12 protein-coding genes, 1 other RNA gene and 1 pseudogene are annotated in these 15,648 nt (G+C 69.1%); 5 read left to right on the forward strand and 9 right to left on the reverse strand.

What is annotated here, in order from left to right:
• The first annotated feature begins 5 nt into the window (after window positions 1-5).
• A complete protein-coding gene (locus BR07_RS0119105) occupies window positions 6-761 on the forward strand; it encodes an NUDIX hydrolase (RefSeq protein ID WP_081821419.1) in 756 nt (251 codons plus the stop codon).
• Here BR07_RS0119105 and BR07_RS25500 read toward each other — a convergent pair.
• Window positions 754-1,830, reverse strand: coding sequence for a GGDEF domain-containing protein (locus BR07_RS25500; RefSeq protein ID WP_051613592.1), 1,077 nt, complete (start codon window positions 1,828-1,830; stop codon window positions 754-756). The two genes, BR07_RS0119105 and BR07_RS25500, sit on opposite strands and share 8 nt — an antisense overlap.
• Window positions 1,831-1,943: 113 nt before the next feature.
• Window positions 1,944-2,519 (reverse strand): DUF2567 domain-containing protein, encoded by a 576-nt coding sequence (locus BR07_RS25505; protein ID WP_051613593.1) that lies wholly within the window; start codon window positions 2,517-2,519, stop codon window positions 1,944-1,946.
• A gap of 66 nt (window positions 2,520-2,585) precedes the next feature.
• On the opposite strand from BR07_RS25505, the gene BR07_RS0119120 reads away from it, so the two are divergent.
• The 4 genes from BR07_RS0119120 to treY all read left to right on the forward strand — a co-directional run bounded on the left by BR07_RS0119120 (window position 2,586) and on the right by treY (window position 8,859).
• Complete coding sequence (locus BR07_RS0119120) at window positions 2,586-3,182, forward strand: TetR/AcrR family transcriptional regulator C-terminal domain-containing protein (protein WP_027506801.1); 597 nt, start codon at window positions 2,586-2,588, stop codon at window positions 3,180-3,182.
• Window positions 3,179-4,108: an NAD(P)/FAD-dependent oxidoreductase gene (locus BR07_RS0119125; protein WP_027506802.1), complete on the forward strand. Its 930-nt coding sequence runs from the start codon at window positions 3,179-3,181 to the stop codon at window positions 4,106-4,108. The genes BR07_RS0119120 and BR07_RS0119125 overlap by 4 nt, the downstream gene beginning before the upstream one ends.
• A gap of 80 nt (window positions 4,109-4,188) precedes the next feature.
• Window positions 4,189-6,501 carry a glycogen debranching protein GlgX gene (gene glgX / locus BR07_RS0119130; RefSeq protein WP_027506803.1) on the forward strand — a complete coding sequence of 771 codons (2,313 nt, stop codon included), beginning with the start codon at window positions 4,189-4,191 and terminating at the stop codon, window positions 6,499-6,501.
• 9 nt (window positions 6,502-6,510) lie between these two features.
• Entirely contained in the window at window positions 6,511-8,859 is a 2,349-nt protein-coding gene (treY, locus tag BR07_RS0119135; RefSeq protein ID WP_027506804.1) for a malto-oligosyltrehalose synthase, read from the forward strand.
• A gap of 79 nt (window positions 8,860-8,938) precedes the next feature.
• Here treY and BR07_RS0119140 read toward each other — a convergent pair whose 3' ends face one another.
• The 7 genes and pseudogenes from BR07_RS0119140 to ssrA all read right to left on the reverse strand — a co-directional run bounded on the left by BR07_RS0119140 (window position 8,939) and on the right by ssrA (window position 15,628).
• Window positions 8,939-9,733, reverse strand: a complete 795-nt coding sequence (locus BR07_RS0119140) for a DUF1295 domain-containing protein (protein WP_027506805.1) — start codon at window positions 9,731-9,733, stop codon at window positions 8,939-8,941.
• Window positions 9,730-11,025 carry an SAM-dependent methyltransferase gene (locus BR07_RS0119145; RefSeq protein WP_027506806.1) on the reverse strand — a complete coding sequence of 432 codons (1,296 nt, stop codon included), beginning with the start codon at window positions 11,023-11,025 and terminating at the stop codon, window positions 9,730-9,732. The genes BR07_RS0119140 and BR07_RS0119145 overlap by 4 nt, the downstream gene beginning before the upstream one ends.
• On the reverse strand, window positions 11,022-12,296 hold the full coding sequence (locus BR07_RS27450) for an SAM-dependent methyltransferase (RefSeq protein WP_037186826.1): 1,275 nt from the start codon (window positions 12,294-12,296) through the stop codon (window positions 11,022-11,024). The genes BR07_RS0119145 and BR07_RS27450 overlap by 4 nt, the downstream gene beginning before the upstream one ends.
• Window positions 12,297-12,452: 156 nt before the next feature.
• Window positions 12,453-13,124: pseudogene (locus BR07_RS27455) on the reverse strand (DUF1365 domain-containing protein); the annotation flags it as partial.
• A complete protein-coding gene (locus BR07_RS0119155) occupies window positions 13,121-14,419 on the reverse strand; it encodes an NAD(P)/FAD-dependent oxidoreductase (protein ID WP_027506808.1) in 1,299 nt (432 codons plus the stop codon). The gene BR07_RS0119155 and the pseudogene BR07_RS27455, both read right to left, overlap by 4 nt.
• Before the next feature lie 59 nt (window positions 14,420-14,478).
• Complete coding sequence (locus BR07_RS0119160; protein ID WP_037186676.1) at window positions 14,479-15,135, reverse strand: alpha/beta hydrolase family protein; 657 nt, start codon at window positions 15,133-15,135, stop codon at window positions 14,479-14,481.
• Window positions 15,136-15,257: 122 nt separating this feature from the next.
• Window positions 15,258-15,628, reverse strand: a transfer-messenger RNA (tmRNA) gene (gene ssrA, locus BR07_RS26755).
• Window positions 15,629-15,648: the final 20 nt, after the last annotated feature.

Genomic DNA, 15,648 nt, shown 5'->3' on the forward strand with positions numbered 1-15,648 from the left:
GACTTATGATCGAAAACGTGATTCATCGTAGCACCGCCGCCGACGGACCGACCGGGAGTGCCCCCGATCCGGCCACCCGACCGGTGCACGAAGTGCTGTCCGTCGTCTTCCAGGTGCGCGAGCTGCAGCCCCGCGAGCCTGCCGAACTGTGCGTGCTGCTGTGGCAGCGCGCACTCGCCCCGGCACGCGGAACCTGGTCACTCCCCGGCGGGCTCCTCCGGGACGACGAGAACCTGACCGACTCCGCGCGACGTCAGCTGGCGGAGAAGGTCGACGTGCGCGAGGTACGCCACCTCGAGCAGCTGTCCGTCTTCTCCGATCCCGGGCGGGTCCCCGGCGACCGCCGCATCGCCTCGACGTTCCTCGGTCTGGTCCCCATCGTCGGGGACCCGCGACTTCCCGTCGACACCGCGTGGCACCCGGTCGCGACGCTCCCCGAGACCGCGTTCGATCACGGCACGATGGTGGCGCACGCCCGCGCGAGACTGGCGGCCAAACTGTCGTACACCAACATCGCCTTCGCGCTCGCGCCCGTCGAGTTCAGCCTGTCGACCTTGCGCGACATTTATTGCGCAGCACTGGGTTACCAAGTCGACACCACCAATCTCCAACGGGTGCTCACCCGGCGGGGCGTCATCGAGTCCACCGGCCACACCGCTCCCCCGGGCCCGTCCGGAGGACGTCCCGCCGCGCTGTACCGCTTCCGGGACAGCGCACTACGTGTGACCGACGAGTTCGCCGCGCTCCGACCACCTACGTGAGAGTGCCGTAGCCGACGACGGCATCGCCGCCGTCAGCCTTGGCGGAATACATCGCTCGATCGGCACAGATGAGCAGCACCTCCACGCCGTGCGAGGTGACGACCCGCTCCTCGCGAGCGAACCCGATGCTCAGACTCGACTCGTGGTCCGACCGCGCCGTGTAGGCGCTGCGCAGCCGCCGCGCCCGGTCGAGCACCTCGTCCATCGGCAGCGCGGTCACGACGGCGAACTCCTCCCCGCCGGTGCGGGCCGTGATCGACGGAGACGGGAACATCTCGTCGATGGTGTCCGCGGTCCGACGGATGACGAGGTCGCCGTGGTGGTGTCCGAAGCGGTCGTTGATCGACTTGAAGCGGTCGATGTCGATGACCACCGCGACGAGACCGTTCCGGGTGCCGAGCAGTTCGCCCGCAGCGACGGTGAGTCCCCGCCGGTTGCGCAGGCCGGTCAGCGGATCCACGTACGCGGCGGTGACGTCGCCGCGTTGCAGGAACTGCAGGCGGTAGATGGAGATCGGTGCGAGGAAGAGAACCATCACGATGAGCAATCCGTAGGTGACGGCGAGCGAGGTGCGCGCCGCTCCGAGCACGGACTCCGAGCCGATCGCTCGGACGAACAACCCGACGCAGACCACCACGGTGAGGGAATGGTGGACGGCGAACACCCGCGGCGTGTGGAACGTCGCCACGTAACTGCTCGCGACGCCGAACAGGATCGTGCAGGGCAGCACGGCGAGCGGGTCGGACAGCGAGAGAAGCACCACGGAGAGTCCGACGTCCGCGTACACGACGAAGGCCGTCGACATCCTCCGTGAGGGCCACGGTCCGCGGATCCACGCGAGCCCGACGCCGGCGGTCGCCACCGCGTTCACGAGCACGATCGTCAGTGCTGCTCCCGTCGGCGCGGTCGGCGGGGCGAGTCCGGCGACGACGTACAGGACGGAGAACAGGAGGCAGGACAGACCGATGAGGACGCGGGTCGAGCCGAGCGCGGTGTTCGTCTCGAAGTAGTGGACGGTCCACGCGTAATCGACGGGTCTGGTCAACCACCGCCGAATGGTGTTCGCCACGTCCTGGAGACCCTCGCCGTTCGAAGAGGTCGGCCCCCGCCCGCGGCCCGTCGTGGGCCGCCCTGAGAGCGCTCATTCAAGCAGACGAACCCGGCGTCCGAGACCCGAACGGATCACTCCTCGGGGGACTCGTCCCGACCCAGATCGTCCGACGGCGACAGCGCCGTGACGAGAACGAGCGTGACCGCCGCAGCCAGAGGTTGCGCGAGCAGAGCCAGCCACGTCGAGACACCGGGGGCGAGTGCGACGACATCGCCGCGAAGGGCGCCGTCGGCACTCGGATACCGCACCGCGCCCACGGCGAGGCCGGCACCGATCGCCGCGGCGGACGCCAGCGCCGACGCCACCACGATGTCGAGGACCAGACGCGGCCCTCGCTCGGCCACGCGAGCCCAGACGGCGACCGTGGTCAGCACCCCGGCCGCGGCGGTCACGCAGAGGAACAGAGCGAGTGCGTCGAAGCGATGATCGCTCTCGCCGGTCAACACGATCGCGCGGCCGTCACCAACGGCAGCGACGTGCTCCACGGGCGCGAGCAGAGCCCACAGGATCCCGAGGACGGCACCGACCACCACGGTCGCGAGCACGATCCGGATCGAACGCCGGGTGAACGCGCCGCGCGACGGCCGACCCGCATCGCCGATCCCGGGTGCGGTCGAGGCGAACCCCGTCGTGTCGACATCACTCACGTCGGCCAGCCTAGGCTGTCACTGCGTGGCCGACGGGCCCGCGACACGAGTCGGGAGAGGTGCGGAATGCAGTTGCGCAGAGACGACGTCGTCGACGGCGCACTGACCATTCTCGACGACTACGGTCTCGCCGACCTCACGATGCGCCGATTGGCCGGCTCGCTCGGTGTGGCGCCCGGCGCGCTGTACTGGCACGTCGCGAACAAGCAGGCGCTGCTCGGCGCGGTGTCCGATCGCATCCTGAGCCGCCTCGACGCCGTGCCCGCTGACGTCACCTCCGATGTGCTGGACGCCGTGCGCGGCCGCGCTCACGGACTTCGGGACGCTCTCCTGGCTCACCGGGACGGCGCCGAGGTGGTCGCCTCCAGCCTGTCCGCCCGCACGGTGACGCACCCCGTGCGGACCACGGTCGTCGACGATCTCCGCGCCACCGGGCTGACCCCGGAGGACGCCGGACACGCCGCGGACGCCCTGCTCTACTACGTGCTCGGTGCGACGAGCGACGAACAGTCCCGGCTGCAGATGGAGTCCGCGGGTGCGCTGGCCGCGGATCGACACCCCGACGACGGTGACCTCGATCGAGATGCCACCGCTCGGTTCGATTTCGGCCTCGAACTCTTCGTCGACGGCGTTCGGAGCCGCGTCCGTACGCTGAACGAGTGACCTCCTCGACCTCTCCCGTCACCGTCCTCGGAGCCGGTATCGCCGGTGCCGCGTGCGTTCGCGTGCTCCGCGACGCCGGTGTCCCGTTCGTGCTGCGTGACCGGGGCCGCGCCGTCGGCGGTCGAATGTCGTCCCCCGAGTTGCACGGACGCCGAGTCGATGTGGGCGCCGGCTACTTCACCGTCCGCGACGACGGGTTCCGGGACGTCGTGTCCGACTGGGCCTCTCGCGGTCTCGTGCACGAGTGGACCGACACCTTCACGGTGGTGCGGGCCGGGGCGGAGCCGGAACAGAAATCGGGACCCACGCGGTGGGGAACGCCGGCGGGCCTGCGATCTCTGGTGAAGGACGTGCTGTCCGGCATCCCTGTCGACGCCACCGAGGCTCGGGCGTTGCCCGACGGGCATGTGGTCCTGGCCATGCCCGACCCGCAGGCGTCCCGGCTGGTGACCGTGCCCGACGCCGTCGACTACGACCCCGTCGTCGCGGTGGTCCTCGGGCTCACCGACGACGACGCCGCCGGACTCCCCTTCCCCGACGCCGCCTTCGTGTCCGACGACGCGGACGTCGAGTTCCTCGCGCGCGACGGCGCACGCCGGGGCGACGGAGCCGCGGTGCTGGTCGCCCACACGTCCGCGCAGCGCGCCCGGCGACACCTCGACGACCCCGCCGGTGCGATCCCCGCCGTCGTCGACGCCGTCGCCGCGCTCACGGGCATCGGCACTCCGATCTGGACGCACGCCCACCGCTGGACCTTCGCCAAGCCCGCCTCCCAGCACGACGCGAGCCACGACATCGTCTCGCACGGAGACCGTCTGGTCGGCTTCGCCGGGGATCAGTGGTGCCCGGAGGGCTCGCCCCGCGTCGAGAGCGCCTGGCGATCGGGCACCGACCTCGGGCACGCGCTGATCGCACGACTGGGCTGAGCCCGGGCGGCCGACGCTCCGGCCTGCGACGGACCTCGCCGACAGGTGTCCTTCGCCGCTGCCGGGATAGGGTTCCGAGCATGTCCGTCGACCATGCACACGAACCATCGATCCAGGTATGGCCCGGCAGCGCGTATCCCCTGGGCGCCACCTACGACGGCGCCGGAACCAATTTCGCGCTCTTCTCCGAGGTCGCCGAGGCCGTCGATCTCTGCCTCATCGACGCCGACGGTCACGAGACCCGCGTCCGCCTCGAAGAGGTCGACGGGTACGTCTGGCACGCCTACATCCCCCAGGTCCAGCCCGGCCAGCGGTACGGCTACCGCGTGCACGGCCCGTGGAATCCCGGAGCGGGACAGCGGTGCGACGCGAGCAAGCTGCTGCTCGACCCCTACGGCAAGGCGTTCGTCGGATCGTTCGACGGTGACCGCTCGCTCTTCAGTTACGACATCGACATCCCCGAACGTCCCGTGCCCGCAGCGCAGGAGAACGACGACGCCGTGCATCCCGGCGAGGCGCACGTCGCCGGCCCCGCGGGATCGGCCACCGCATCGCGCACCGTCGACGCGACCCGCGCCAACGTCGCGACTGCCAGAACCGTTGCACCCGAACCTGATCCGGAGCCCGAGCCCGAGAACCACTTTCCCCAGCACGACTCGCTGGGACGCACGATGACGACGGTCGTCGTCAATCCGTTCTTCGACTGGCAGAACGACCGCTCGCCGCGTCGCCCCTACAACGAGACCGTCATCTACGAGGCCCACGTCAAGGGCATGACGATGACCCACCCGGACATCCCGGAGGATCTGCGCGGTACGTACGCCGGTCTCGGCCATCCGGCCGTGATCAGCCACCTGGAGAAGCTCGGCGTCACCGCCATCGAACTGATGCCGGTACATCAGTTCATGCAGGATCAGACATTGGTGGACAAGGGACTTCGCAACTACTGGGGCTACAACTCGTTCGGTTTCATGGCCCCGCACAACGAGTACGCGTCCTCCCCCATGGCCGGTTCGGCCGTGTCGGAGTTCAAGACGATGGTGCGCTCGTTCCACGAAGCCGGCATCGAGGTGATCCTCGACGTGGTCTACAACCACACCGCCGAGGGCAACCACATGGGTCCGACCATCGCGTTCCGCGGCATCGACAACGCCGCGTACTACCGGTTGGTCGACGACGACCCGTATTTCTACATGGACTACACGGGCACGGGTAACAGCCTGAACGTCCGTCACCCGCACACCCTGCAGCTGATCATGGACTCCCTGCGCTACTGGGTCACCGAGATGCACGTCGACGGCTTCCGCTTCGACCTCGCATCGACCCTGGCCCGCGAACTGCACGACGTGGACAAGCTGAGCGCGTTCTTCGACCTGGTCCAGCAGGACCCGGTGGTGAGCCAGGTCAAGCTGATCGCCGAGCCGTGGGACGTCGGTGAGGGCGGCTACCAGGTCGGCAACTTCCCCGGTCTCTGGACCGAGTGGAACGGCATGTACCGCGACACCGTCCGCGACTACTGGCGCGGTGAGCCGGCGACACTCGGCGAGTTCGCGTCGCGGCTCACCGGATCCTCCGACCTCTACGAGGCGACGGGTCGCCGCCCCGGTGCGAGCATCAACTTCGTCATCGCGCACGACGGCTTCACGATGCACGATCTGGTGTCCTACAACGACAAGCACAACGAGGCCAACGGCGAGGACAACAACGACGGCGAGAGCCACAACCGGTCATGGAACTGCGGTGTCGAGGGGCCGACGGACGACCCCGAGGTGCTGTCGCTGCGCGCCCGTCAGATCCGCAACATGCTGGCGACGCTCATGCTCAGCCAGGGCACGCCGATGCTCGCGCACGGCGACGAGATGGGCCGGACCCAGCAGGGCAACAACAACGTCTACTGCCAGGACTCCGAACTGGCCTGGATGGACTGGTCGCTGGCGGAGACGAACGCCGATCTGGTCGAGTTCACGTCCCGCGTGATCGCACTCCGCAACGACCACCCGGTGTTCCGTCGACGACGCTTCTTCGAGGGCCGGCCGATCCGCAAGGCGGAGCAGACGCGCGACATCGCGTGGCTCACCCCGACCGGCGAGGAGATGACCGAGGAGGACTGGGACAGCGGCTTCGGCAAGTCGCTGGCGGTGTTCCTCAACGGCGAGAACATTCCCGAGCCCGACAACCGGGGCAACCGGGTCGTCGACGACACGTTCTACCTGTGCTTCAACGCCCATCACGAGCCGATCGACTTCACCACACTGGACGGCAAGTACGCCGACGAGTGGACCGTCGCGCTCGACACCGCCTCGGCCACCGGAGCCGACGATCGAGTCATCGTCGCCGGCACCGCTGTCGAGGTGCAAGCACGGTCACTGTTGGTGCTACGGAAAACGGGGTAAGGAAGCGACATGAGCCACGCGATCACCTCGACCTATCGATTCCAGCTACGGGGTGATCGCTTCACTCTCCGCGATGCCGCGTCGCTGGTTCCCTATCTCGCCGAACTCGGTGTCTCCCACGTCTATCTGTCGCCGATCCTGACGGCGGCCGAGGGCTCCACCCACGGGTACGACGTCACCGATCCGCGCACCGTCTCCGAGGCACTCGGTGGTCGAGCCGCTCTCGAGGACCTCGTCGCCGAGTGCCGGTCCCACGGCCTGGGCGTCGTGGTCGACATCGTGCCCAACCACCTCGGTGTGGCCACGGCGCGGGAGAACCCGTTCTGGTGGGACGTGCTGAGACACGGACGCGCATCGCAGTACGCCTCGTGGTTCGACATCGACTGGGCCGGTGCGGAGCGCATCGCGCTCCCCGTGCTGGGCGACGATGCCGACGTGAACGAACTCTCGGTCGACCGGTCGGGAGACGAGGCCACGCTGGCCTACTACGAGAACCGCTTCCCGGTGGACCCTGCGACCGACGACGGCGGGGACGACGCGAAAGCACTGCACGACAAGCAGTCCTACGAACTGGTCGGATGGCGCTCCGGGCGCATCGGGTACCGCCGGTTCTTCTCCGTCAGCGACCTGGCCGGTCTCCGTCAGGAGGACCCCGCGGTCTTCGACGCGACGCACGCCGAGGTCGGCAGCTGGTTCCGCGACGGTCTCGTCGACGGTGTGCGCGTCGACCATCCGGACGGGCTCACCGCACCGGCCGAGTATCTCGCTCGCTTGCGGGGCGTCGTCGGACCCGACTCGTGGCTCGTCGTCGAGAAGATCCTCACCGCCGAGGAGCCGCTCGACGTCACCCTTCCCGTCGACGGAACCACCGGGTACGACGCTCTCGCCGATCTCGGTGGGGTGTTCCTCGACCCGTCGGGCGAGGAGCCGCTGACGCGACTGTCGTCGGACGTCACCGGCCACGCGGGGGACGCACACTGGGTGCACGAGGCCGAGCGGACCATCAAGGCCGACACGGCGAGCACACAGCTCGCTCCCGAGGTGCGGCGCCTGGTCGCGGCGATCGCCCGCGACACCGGAACGTCGTTCGACGCCGACCTCGCCCGCGAGGCCGTGACCGAGATCGTCGCCCGCATGCCGGTGTACCGCTCCGACTACGCGCCGCTGGCCGGCATGCTGCCCCGCCTGCTCGGCGACGTCGCCGCGGATCGCCCCGAACTGGTTCCCGCCCTCGATGTCGTCGCGGCCGCCGTGGCCGCACGCGGCGAGGCGTCGGGACGTCTGCAGCAGGTCGCGGGCGCCGTGATGGCGAAGAGCGTCGAGGACTGCATGTTCTACCGCACGTCGCGGCTGGTCTCGCTCCAGGAGGTCGGCGGTGACCCGTCCCGCTTCGGTCGGTCGGTGCCGGAGTTCCACCTCCGCCTGTCCGAGCGGGCCCGGCTGTGGCCTGCCGCGATGACGACCCTCTCGACACACGACACCAAGCGCGGCGAGGACGTCCGGGCGCGCATCGGCGTGCTGTCTCAGGTGCCCGACCTGTGGCGCGCGTGCCTGAGCGACTGGGAGGAGCAGGCTCCGTCGCCCAACGGGTCCACCGGACTCTTCTTGTGGCAGAACATCGTCGGCACCTGGCCGACCGACGGCGTGGTCACGGACGAGTACCGCGAGCGACTGCACGCCTACGCCGAGAAGGCCATCCGCGAGGCGGGCTCGTACACCGGCTGGAACGACGTGGACGAGGACTTCGAGTCTGCCGTCCACACGTGGATCGACGGCATCGTCGACGGAGCGGTGGCTCCCTCGCTCACGACGTTCGTCCAGCAGATCGCTCCGCACGCATGGAGCGATTCGCTCGGACAGAAGCTCCTCCACCTGGCGGGTCCCGGCATCCCGGACATCTACCAGGGCACGGAGCTGTGGGAGGACTCTCTCGTCGACCCCGACAACCGCCGGGACGTGGACTACGACGCCCGCAAGGCTCTCCTGGACATCGACGGGACGCCGGCGCTCGACGCGAGCGGCGCCGCCAAGTTCCACGTGACCCGGTGTGCCGCACGGCTGCGCCGCGACCGTACGGACAGCTTCGTGGGCGGGTCCTACGTTCCGGTGTTCGCGACCGGCGCCGCCGCCGACCACGTCGTGGCGTTCGGTCGTGGACCCGCCGAGTGTGACGCCGACGTCGTCGCCGTCGCCACGCGGTGGTCGATGCGCCTCGGCGAGGCCGGATGGGGTGACACCTCGCTGGCGTTGCCGGACGGTGAGTGGACCGACCTCGTGAATGGTGGGTCGTTCAGCGGAACGGTCACCGTGTCCTCACTGCTCTCCGCGCTCCCGGTCGCGCTCCTCGTCCGACGGTGACCTGATCTCGAGGTGAACCGGTCACGCGCGCAGACCACCCCTCCTCGGGGCTGCGTGCGTGACCGGAAGTCGGGCCCGCTCAGGCCTTGCGGGGCGGGAGCGGAACGAAGTAGCTGGTGCGCTGCTGGTACTCGCGGTATCCGGGCCGCTCCGCCATGTGCTGCTCGAGCAGCCGCGCACCCGTAGCGAACACGAGGAAGTACGTCATGGCGACCGGCGAGAGCACGGTCAGCACACCGGGCCAGTGCGCCGCGGAGACCAGGAATATGCCCCACCAGACACAGGCGTCACCGAAGTAGTTGGGGTGGCGCGTGTACCGCCACAAGCCCCGGTCCATGATGGTGCCCTTGCGGGACGCGTCCGCCTTGAAGGCGTCCATCTGACGATCCCCCACCGTCTCGAAGACGATGCCCAGGACCCACAGAGCGACGCCCACCGCAGTGACGACGCCGAACGATCCGTCGGACACGGCGGCGACCTGCACCGGCAGCGACACGAACCACAGTGCGACACCCTGCGTGAGATAGATCTTGCGGATCGCGTACACAGCGGGGCTGCCCGGCGCGTTCGACAGCATCTTCTCGTACCGCGGGTCCTCGCCCTTGCCCCGTGAGCGGCGGAACATCGAGACCGCGAGACGGGTGCCCCAGGCTCCGACGAGCACCAGCATCAGCACTCGCCGCCACCCGTCGCCGGACCCGGCCAGTGCCGCGGCGATCGCCACCGCGACGAAGCCTGCCCCCCAGCTCACGTCGACCACGTTGTGCCGACCGATACGGAAGCCGACGACCGCGGTGACGGTGAGGACAACCGCCACCGCCAGCAGGGAGAACGCCGACACGACGGCCAGATCGGACCAGGAGAAGTCCGTCATCCGTGCGTCCGCACCAGCGGCATCGAGGACACGCCGCGGTCGTCGGGGCGGACGGACAGGATCTGGTCGACACCCATCCGCCCGTCGCGGAACGCCATTCCGCCGCCCACGAGGTACAGACGCCACACCCGCGCCACCTCGTCTCCGACGAGTGCGACCAGATCGTCCCAGCGGCTCTCGAAGGTCGCGTACCAGGCGTCGACGGTGCGGACGTAGTGCTCGCGCAGGGCGTGCACGTCGCGGACCTCGAGACCCGACTCCTCGATCATGGCGACCGTCGCGCCCACGGGCCGCATGTACATGTCGGGGGCGATGAACGACTCGATGAAGGCACCGCCGCCAGGGTTGTCCCCCGCCTTGCGCGACATCTGCTGCACCAGCACCCGGCCGCCGGGCACCACGTTGTCGTGCAGCGCCTTCGCGTAGATCGGATAGTTCTTCTCGCCGACGTGCTCGCCCATCTCGATGGACGCGACGGCGTCGAAGGGGCCGTCGGGCACCTCTCGGTAGTCCTGGATGCGGATCTCCACCCGGTCCTGCAGGCCGCGGTCCGCGATGCGCTTGTCGATGAAGGCCTTCTGCTCGCGGGAGATGGTGACGCCGACGACCTGCGCGTCGAAATGTTCCGCCGCGTGCAGGCTCAGCGACCCCCATCCGCACCCGACGTCGAGGAACCGCATTCCGGGGCGGCCGAGGCCGATCTTGCGGCACACGAGGTCGAGCTTGTCGCGCTGCGCGTCCTCGAGGCCGTAGTCGGGCGAGTCCGACGTCCAGTAGCCGCTCGAGTACGCCATCTGCGGGTCGAGCACCATCTCGTAGAACTCGTTCGACAGGTCGTAGTGGTGGCTGATCGCCGCGCGATCGCGCACCAGCGAGTGCAGCCGACCCTTGATGACCGCCTGCGAGGCGGGGGCGGGAAGAGGGCGGGCCTGCTTCACCCCGACGACACCGAGCGACGCCGCGGTGCGGACGAGCTCGACGATCGCCTTCGGGCTGGGCCGCACGGCCGTCAGCCGACGGGTGCGCACCACGTCCCACACGTGCGTCAGCGCCTCGTCGAGGTCACCTTCCACGTCGAGTTCACCGGTGACGTACGCCTGAGCAGCACCCAGTTCCCCCGGGCTCCACAGCAACCGTCGCAGGACGTTCGGGCTGTACAGCGTCACCTTCGGCGCGTCGGTGGGGCCGGCGGTCGAGCCGTCCCACGCAGTCAGGTGCACCGGCAGCGCGCCGCCGACGAAGGGGGCGATCAGGTCTTCGAGCCGTGCGGCCACGGTGGGGGTGCCGGTCATCGGTCGCTCCTTCGTTCGAGCAGGATCTGCTGGACATCGATGTAGCCGGAGCCGAAACCGGCCTCGGAATAGCAGAGGTAGAAGTGCCACATGCGGGCGAACACGTCGTCGAAGCCCAGCATCCGGGCCTCCTCGGCGTGCGCGTGGAAGCGCTCGTCCCACAGGCGCAGGGTGCGGGCGTAGTGGTCGCCGATGGACAGACGCTCTCGCACGCGCAGCGTCGTCTCCTTCTCGGTGATGCTCTCGATCGCGCGGATCGACGGGAGGAACCCGCCGGGGAAGATGTACTTGTGTACCCACGTGTACGTGTTGCGCGTGGCCAGCATGCGCTCGTGCGGCATGGTGATGGCCTGGATCGCCACCTTGCCTCCGGGGGCGAGCAACGAGTCGATGGTGCGGAAGTACTCGCCCCAGTACTGGTGTCCCACGGCCTCGATCATCTCGACGGACACGATCGCGTCGTACTCGCCGTCGACCAGCCGGTAGTCCAGGAGATCGACCTGGACCCGGTCGGCGTGGCCGGCGGCGTCGATGCGCTTGCACGCGAGTTCCAGTTGCTCGGTGGACAGGGTCACCGACCGCACCGTGGCACCGCGTTCGGCGGCGCGGATGGCGAGTTCGCCCCAGCCCGTGCCGATTTCCAGAACGCGTGTTCCCGCGCTCACCCCCGCGCGATCGAGCAGTCGATCGATCTTGGACCGCTGCGCGGCGGCGATGTCGTCCCATCCGGGCTGCGGGGTCAGCGACGGGAACAGCGCACTCGAGTAGGTCATGGTCTCGTCCAGGAACAGTTCGAACATCTCGTTCGACAGGTCGTAGTGGCGCGAGATGTTCGAGCGCGTGTTGCTCGTGGTGTTGGTCTCGGAGACCGGCTGCTTGGGGATGTACAGGCCGCGCAGGCGTTGCAACCACTTCGGGATGAGGGTCGCCATGCGTTCGGCGAAGACACCGAGTGCCGCCGTGAGGTCGGGCGCGTCCCAGTCGCCGGCCATGTAGGCCTCACCGAATCCGATGAGCCCACTCTCCCCCACGCGCGCCGCGAAGTCGCGTGGGCGGTGGATCGTCATCACCGGGGCGGTGGGATCGTTCGCGCCACCTCCGATGACTACGCCGTTCGGCATCTCGACCCGGATCGCGAGATGTTCTGCCGCCCTGCGGAAGAGAGCGTCGGCGACGGGCGCGGCGAGGCGCGCCTTGACGGTGACCGGCGCCGTCGCGATGGAGGGCCAACGTTCGGCGTCGACGGTCGATGCCACGGCGTACTGAGTCATCCTGGTGCCTTCTGATCGAGGGGGTACTGCCGAGCCGAGCGGAGTGGAGAGCGGACCGTGCCGGTCCACCACGGCGGGTACGTCGCCGCGCACCGGCGGACGCGGAACCGTGCGGAGCCCACGCGCCCACAACCCGATCCCCTGACGCCGGATGCGCGCGGTGACCACGTGCGGGGCGAGGGGGGCTCGTGCGAGAACGCCCAGGACGCGGCCCGTCGTCGCGGGGCGTCCGGTGCCGGACATGACCGCGACGAACGGGGGGTGCCCGTCCCGGAGCAGCGTGATCGACAGGGCGAGGGAGCCGTCGGGCTCCGGGAGGCGCATCGCGTACTCCCCGCTGACGTCGTTGAACGGCGAGACGTAGAACTCCTTGGGCGTGCGCGCCGCCCCGCGCGCGTCCGTGTCCAGCAGGTAGCGGTGACGTTCGCCGTAGGTGTTGTGCACCTCGGCGACCACGTGCTCGACGCGGCCGGCGACATCGTGCAGCCAGTAGACCGTCAGGGGGTTGAAGACGTACCCGAGAACACGAGCGTTGGTCAGCATCGTGATCCGCCCCGCGACGGGTACCCGGCCGTGTGCCCGGAGGAAGTCGTCGAGGTTGGCCCGCAGCGTCGCCGACGGATCGCCCACGTGGTCGGCGGCGTCGATCTTCGCGAACGGCGCGAGCGGACCGGGCAGCGACGGGAGTGCGTCGATGTCGACGAACCACGAGTAGCTGCGATACGTGAACTCGTTCTCGATCGGCTCGCGCCGCACGTGCCTGATGGAGGTCTCGTACATCATGGCGGTGCGAGTACCGGCAGCGGCGCGGGTGTCGACGGCGGTCATGCCCAGACCCCGCCCAGACGTTCCGCCGCGCGCAGGCCCGAGGCCGCACCGTCCTCGTGGAAGCCCCACCCGTGGTAGGCGCCCGCGAAGGCGACCAGGTCGGTGTCGAGCTCCCCGAGTCGCGCCTGCGCGGCGACCGACTCGGACGTGTAAAGGGGATGCTCGTACCGCATCGTCTCGAGCACGGCGGACGGGTCGAGTGCGGCACCCTCGGCCGTGGGATCGTCCTCGTCGCCCAACGTCACGAGGTACCGGGAGCCGGTGTCGGGCAGCCGCTGCAGCCGTGACATGTCATAGGTGACCACCACTCCGCCCGGCGCCGCATCGCACGCCGGCATGCGGTAGTTCCACGAGGCGCGGGCACGCCGCAGACGCGGGAGCACGCTCTCGTCGGTGTGGAGCCGAGCAACGTTGGGCGAGTACGGCATGGCACCGAGAACGAGGTGCTCCGTCGAGGTGGGCTCGGCGAGCATCTTCAGCGCCTGCTGGGGATGCGTCGCGACGACGACGGCATCGACCGTCTCCGTGTGCCCGGAGGCGTCCTCGATCTCGACCGACCGGTCGCCCCGACGGATGGCGGCCACCGGTGTGCCCGAACGGATCTCGGCGATCGTCTCGGCGACACGCTCGACGTAGCGGGCGGATCCACCGGTCACGGTGCGCCAGGTCGGCGAACCGCCGACGCCGAGCATCCCGTGATGCTCGAGAAACGAGAAGAGGTACCGGGCCGGGTAGTCCAGGGCCCGTGACGGCTCGCACGACCACACGGCGGACACGAGGGGCGTCATGAAGTGCGATTCGAAGTACTGCGAGAACTCGTGCCGGGCAAGCACATCGGCGACCGTCGCATCGTCGTCGCCGGACGCGAGCAGCGCACGGGCGACACGGTGGAAGCGGGTGACCTCGAGCAGCATCCGCAGGTAGCGACCGCGGACCACGCTGCCGGGGCCGGGGATCAGCCCGGAGAGGCCCTGCCCACCCGAGTACTCGAGCCCGCATCCGTCGCAGCGGATCGACATGCTCATGTCCGATTCCTGTGTCGGAATGTCCAATTCGCGAAACAGTCGCTGCAGTGTCGGGTATGTCCGGTCGTTGTGGACGATGAAGCCCGTGTCCACGGGCAGATCACCCTGCGGGGTGGACACGACGTGGGTGTCCGCGTGACCGCCGAGACGGCCGTCGGCCTCGTACAGCGTGACGCGAGCAGTCTTCGACAGCACGTACGCTGCCGTGAGGCCGGCGACGCCGGCGCCGACCACGGCGATGCGCCGGTCGGTGTGAGCATCGTGAGCCATGTGTCTTCTCCCTACGTGATGCGATCGGCCGGCCGCTGTGCGTCGGACCGCTCGCAGTGTCACTCGGGTTTCGTAGACGACACCTCGCGCGATTGGTCGACGACGAACTCCCGTACCCGCCGCGACCATGTCCGCGGTGATCGAAGCATGAAGTGACCCGCTCCCGCCATCGGAACGAACAAGGCGTCGACACCGCGCGCGGCGGCGCGTTCGGTCGCGGCGCGGGACGCGACGGGGTCGGTCCACCGGTCGACGGTGCCGTGCAGGACCAACAGGCGCTGATCGGCGCGCAGGGTGTCGGTCTCCCTGCCATCGGGCCACCACGGCGCCAGCGCGACGAGAGCCACCACGTCGGGGTGCCCCGCGATCGCTGCTGCCGTGCGACCGCCCATGGAGTGACCGAGCACGGTGATGGGAGTTCCCGGTCCGTACGTGTCGCGGATCTGCTCGCACGCCCACCACGCGTCCGCGACGGGACTGCGGTCGGCGCCGTTCCAGCCGCGATACCGGTACTGCAACTGGGTCACCGCGACCGATGGCCCCGTCGCGCGCCGGAGCATGCGAGTGAAGGGGACCATGCGCAGGGCCGACAGCTGCCACGGACGGGCACGGTCGTGGCTGGTCACTTTGCCGCCGTGCAGAACCAGCACCGCGGAGTCTGCGGGCCCGGACCGGAGCCCGTGCAGAGTCGGGGCCGCGACGTCGTCAACACTCATGGTTCTTGATTCGGGGCGCTCCGGCCGCTGGATGCCTGGCAGTGGCGAACGTCGCGCCCTCACTGCCGGACGTCAGGGGGGTGACACGACGACGGCCGGACACCTGATGGTGTCCGGCCGTTCGGTGGAGCTGCCGGGAATCGAACCCGGGTCCTGTGTCGGTTTGCCAGGGCTTCTCCGTGCGCAGTCTGCTAAGTCTCTACTCGGATCTCCAGATCTCGCAGACAAGCCTGGATGACGATCCCAGCCACTGTTTGATGTCCCACATCACTCCGTGACCGAGTGACCAGGTGAGCCCTCTAGCTGATGCCAGTACCCGACCCGAGGGCAAGATCGGACTGACAGACACGCAGTCGCTACTTAGGCAGCGAGTGCGTAGTCGCGCTGATTGGAATCGGCGCTTATATTTTTGCGATGACGCTTGCGGTGGTCTCTCGCCTGCACCGGCACGCTTCCCCTGACTAGACGCACACAGTCGAAACCGTTCAGCCCCTTTCCTCCGCTGTGGCGAAG

Source organism: Rhodococcus sp. UNC23MFCrub1.1, from assembly GCF_000686025.1.
Taxonomy (GTDB): domain Bacteria; phylum Actinomycetota; class Actinomycetes; order Mycobacteriales; family Mycobacteriaceae; genus Rhodococcoides.